The sequence below is a fragment of the Paenibacillus sp. P22 genome, from assembly GCF_000469945.2.
Taxonomy (GTDB): domain Bacteria; phylum Bacillota; class Bacilli; order Paenibacillales; family Paenibacillaceae; genus Paenibacillus_O; species Paenibacillus_O humicus.
This window is the reverse complement of record NZ_CBRA020000176.1, coordinates 1-4,063: the sequence shown is the minus strand read 5'-3', so window position 1 is coordinate 4,063 and position 4,063 is coordinate 1. Positions and strand designations below refer to the sequence as shown.

The 4,063-nt window shown below is 61.9% G+C and carries 3 protein-coding genes; all 3 read left to right on the top strand.

Annotation, left to right across the window (positions count from 1 at the left end; translation table 11 throughout):
- The first annotated feature begins 78 nt into the window (after nucleotides 1–78).
- The 3 genes from purK to BN871_RS21220 all read left to right on the top strand — a co-directional run bounded on the left by purK (nucleotide 79) and on the right by BN871_RS21220 (nucleotide 3,731).
- Nucleotides 79–1,107 carry a 5-(carboxyamino)imidazole ribonucleotide synthase gene (gene purK, locus BN871_RS21230; protein WP_083436573.1) on the top strand — a complete coding sequence of 343 codons (1,029 nt, stop codon included), beginning with the start codon at nucleotides 79–81 and terminating at the stop codon, nucleotides 1,105–1,107.
- 235 nt (nucleotides 1,108–1,342) lie between these two features.
- Complete coding sequence (purB, locus tag BN871_RS21225) at nucleotides 1,343–2,638, top strand: adenylosuccinate lyase (protein WP_048748677.1); 1,296 nt, start codon at nucleotides 1,343–1,345, stop codon at nucleotides 2,636–2,638.
- 193 nt (nucleotides 2,639–2,831) lie between these two features.
- The gene (locus tag BN871_RS21220) at nucleotides 2,832–3,731 is read left to right on the top strand and encodes a phosphoribosylaminoimidazolesuccinocarboxamide synthase (RefSeq protein WP_048748676.1); all 900 of its coding nucleotides are present in this window, start codon (nucleotides 2,832–2,834) and stop codon (nucleotides 3,729–3,731) included.
- The last annotated feature ends 332 nt before the right edge of the window (nucleotides 3,732–4,063 follow it).

Here is a 4,063-nt window from a genome sequence, read left to right as displayed (position 1 = left end):
AAATGAGCTTCCGATGAAGCCGGCGCCGGAACGGCGTGCCACGGGATGCCTTCCTGAAACATATAGGCCTGCTTCCGGATGGGGAAGCCCTGCGCCCAGGTTGCCGATAGCATCGCGGCCGGCTACGACGATCGGGAGGCGGCGCGGGAGCTGGCGTCGCGCGCGGATGTCATCACGTATGAGTTCGAGAACGTGGATGCGGGAGTCGCCGCCATGCTGGCGGAGCAATCTTACGTGCCGCAAGGTAGCGAGCTTCTCTATACGACGCAGCACCGGCTGCGGGAGAAGCGGGCGATCGAGGCGGCAGGGGCCCGCGTCGCTCCGTACGAGGAGATTTCAAGCGAGGCAGTCCTGAGGGAGGCTTGCGGCCGTCTTGGCTTGCCGGCGGTGCTGAAGACGGCGACCGGCGGCTACGACGGCAAAGGGCAATGGGTCATCCGCAGCGAGGCGGAGATTCCGGCAGCCTATGCGGAGCTGAGCCGATCCGGAGCGGAGCTTGTGCTGGAGCAGTTCGTTTCCTTCCGGATGGAGCTGAGCGTCATCGCCGCCCGGAGCTCTCTGGGCGAGGTGAAGACGTTCCCGGCTGCGGAAAATATCCACATCGACAACATTCTCCATCTATCCGTCGTTCCCGCCCGCGTCCCCGCCGCCGTTCTGGAGGAAGCCGAGCGGCTGGCGGTCCGGATCGCGGAAGGGCTTGAGGTCGTCGGCTTGATCGCCGTGGAGCTGTTCCTGACCGAGGAAGGGGAGCTGTTCGTCAACGAGCTGGCCCCGCGTCCCCACAACAGCGGCCATTATACGATGGAAGCCTGCCGCACCTCGCAGTTCGAGCAGCATGTGCGGGCGGTATGCGGCCTGCCGCTCGGGGATGCGGGCCTCATGAGTCCCGTCGTCATGGTGAACGTCCTCGGCCAGCATGTGGAGCCGCTGGTGAGTCATCTGTCGCGGTTCGATGAAGAGGCCGCCAGGCTTGGCGCCGTCCCGAAGCTGCATCTGTACGGCAAGGCGGAGGCGAAGCCTAACCGCAAGATGGGCCATGTCAACGTGCTCGCTCCCGGCACTGCCGCGGCGCTGGAGTGGATTCGCGGAACGGGAATCTGGAGCTGAGCAGCCCAGGCGGCAAGGACGCGGATTGGAATTTGAGAGTAAAATCAAAAGGATGCGCTGCTTGCGCGGCAGGCCATGGCGATGGGGGCCGGGAGTTAGCTTCCGTTCGGCTGGCCGGACAGGCGATGGAACGATAGCGTCCGCAGTCCGGTGCCGAGGGAAGCAATTCCGGAGACAGCCTCGATTGGCCGACGCAAGCGGCTTGGAATAAATCAGACAAAAGGTGGATGAGTGCATGCTTGAGCGTTACAGCAGGCCCGAGATGAGGGCGATTTGGACGGAAGAGAACAAATTCAAGGCGTGGCTGGAGGTTGAAATCTGCGCTTGCGAGGCATGGTCCGAGCTTGGAGTCATCCCGCGCGAGGATGTAGCCGCGATCCGCGAGAAAGCCGGCTTCGACATCGACCGGATCAACGAGATCGAGCTGGAGACGCGCCATGACGTCATCGCCTTCACCCGCGCCGTCTCGGAGACGCTCGGAGCCGAACGCAAATGGGTTCATTACGGCCTCACCTCCACCGACGTCGTGGATACGGCGATGGGATACATCCTTCGTCAGGCCAATGAAATTCTGGAGAAGGATATCGTTCAATTCATCGACATTTTGCGCGGACAAGCCGTCGCTTACAAGGATACCGTCATGATGGGCCGCACGCATGGCGTCCACGCCGAGCCGACGACGTTCGGCCTGAAGCTGGCGCTCTGGTACGAGGAAATGAAGCGCAACCTGGACCGCTTCCGCCATGCGGCCGACGGCGTGCAGTTCGGCAAGATCTCCGGCGCTGTCGGCACCTATGCGAACATCGACCCCTTCGTGGAAGAGTTCGTCTGCCGCAAGCTCGGCACGAAGCCGGCGCCGATCAGCACGCAGACGCTTCAGCGCGACCGCCACGCGGAGTACATGGCGACGCTTGCTCTGATCGCGACGTCGCTCGACAAGTTCGCGACCGAGATCCGCGCCCTTCAGAAGAGCGAGTTCCGCGAGGTGGAGGAGCCTTTCGCCAAGGGGCAGAAGGGATCGTCCGCGATGCCGCACAAGCGCAATCCGATCGGCTGCGAGAACATCTCCGGCCTTGCCCGCGTCATCCGCGGCCATATGATCAGCGCCTACGAGAACGTGCCGCTCTGGCATGAGCGCGACATCAGCCACTCCTCGGTGGAGCGCGTCATCCTGCCGGATGCGACGATGCTGCTGAACTACATGCTGAACCGTCTGGGCAACATTCTGAAGAACCTGCAGGTATTCCCGGATAACATGAAGCGCAACATGGGCCGCACGTTCGGCGTTCCGTTCTCCGGCCGCGTCATGACCAAGCTCATCGACAAGGGCTTCAGCCGCGAGCAGGCGTACGATACCGTGCAGCCTCGCGCAATGCAGGCCTGGGAGGAGCAGCGCCAGTTCCGCGACATCATCGGCTCGACGCCGGAGATTACTGCGGTGCTGAGCGCGGAAGAGCTCGACGATGCGTTCAACCCAAGCTGGCACTTGAAGCATGTCGATACGATTTTCCGCCGGCTGGAGCTTATCTAGGCAGCTGTCCGCTGCCATCTCCTTTCGGGATGGACGGGTCCGAGTCTGAGGAAGACCGGTCCCTCGGGCGGCCTGGCAGGCCGCTGCAAGCGGCTTTTCAGCTGCATGGGAGATGTGAGGCTTGCCGGCTGCATGGGAGATGTCATGGAGCAGGATCCATTCCTATATTTCTAATCGAGGCAGGGGAGAAATCATGGCCGCAACGTCCGAAGCGCTGTCCACGGCAGCGGATCTTATCCAGGCGCCGCTGCTCTACAAGGGCAAGGTGCGGGAGCTGTACGATCTTGGCGAGCACTATCTTATCGTCGTGACAGACCGCATCAGCGCGTTTGATTACATGCTTGACCCGGCTGTGCCGGACAAGGGCAATGTGCTGAACCGGCTGAGCGCTTTCTGGTTTCAGCAGACGGCCGGCATCCAGGCGGGCCATGTCGTCCACACGGACGTGGAGCGGCTTGGGAGCATCGTCACCGACAAGGAGGCATTGCGCAACCGCATCATGGTGACCCGCAAGGCTGAGCGCATCGATATCGAATGCGTCGTGCGCGGATACATCACCGGCGGAGGCTGGAAGCAATACCGGCAGAACGGCGAGATCAACGGCATCAAGCTGCCTGCAGGGCTGCGCAAAAACGAGCGGTTCCCGGAGCCGATCTTCACTCCCGCGGCCAAGAACGACGTCGGCCATGACGAGGACATTCCGTTCTCCCGCATGGAAGAACTCGTCGGTGCGGACATCGCCGCCCAGCTGAGAGAACGCAGCATCCGGCTGTATGAATTTGCCCGCGGATACTGCGCGGAGCGCGGCATCATCCTTGCCGACTGCAAGTTCGAATTCGGCCTCATCGACGGCGAGATCGTCCTGATCGACGAGATCTTCACGCCGGACTCCTCCCGCTTCTGGGCGGAGGACAAATACGTGCTGGACGCCGATATCGACAGCATGGACAAGCAGATCGTCCGCGACTACCTGCTCGGAACCGACTGGGACCGCGACAGCAAGCCGGCTCCTCTGCCCGAGGCTGTCGTCTCGAAGACGACGGAGCGCTACCGGGAGATCTATCGCCTTCTGACCGGCGCGGAGCTGGTATAGGACAATTACAGGCAGGCGCCGAATAAGCCGAAAAAACCGTCTTATTCGGCCGTTAGGACAAACCCGGCGCCGAATAAGCCGAAAAAATCGTCTTATTCGGTTCGGCCGCCAGGACGAACCCGGCGCCGAATAAGCCGAAAAAGTCGTCTTATTCGGCCGCCAGGACGATCCCGGCGCCGAATAAGCCGAAAAAATCGTCTTATTCGGCCGACAGGACGAAACCGGCGCCGAATAAGCCGAAAAAATCGTCTTATTCGGCCGCCAGGACGAAACCGGCGCCGAATAAGCCGAAAAAATCGTCTTATTCGGCCGCTAGGACGAAACCGGCGCCG

Coding starts and splice junctions, on each gene's coding strand:
- purB (WP_048748677.1), top strand. CDS start 1,343: ATGCTTGAGCGTTACAGCAGGCCCGAGATGAGGGCGATTTGGACGGAA.
- BN871_RS21220 (WP_048748676.1), top strand. CDS start 2,832: ATGGCCGCAACGTCCGAAGCGCTGTCCACGGCAGCGGATCTTATCCAG.
- purK (WP_083436573.1), top strand. CDS start 79: ATGGGGAAGCCCTGCGCCCAGGTTGCCGATAGCATCGCGGCCGGCTAC.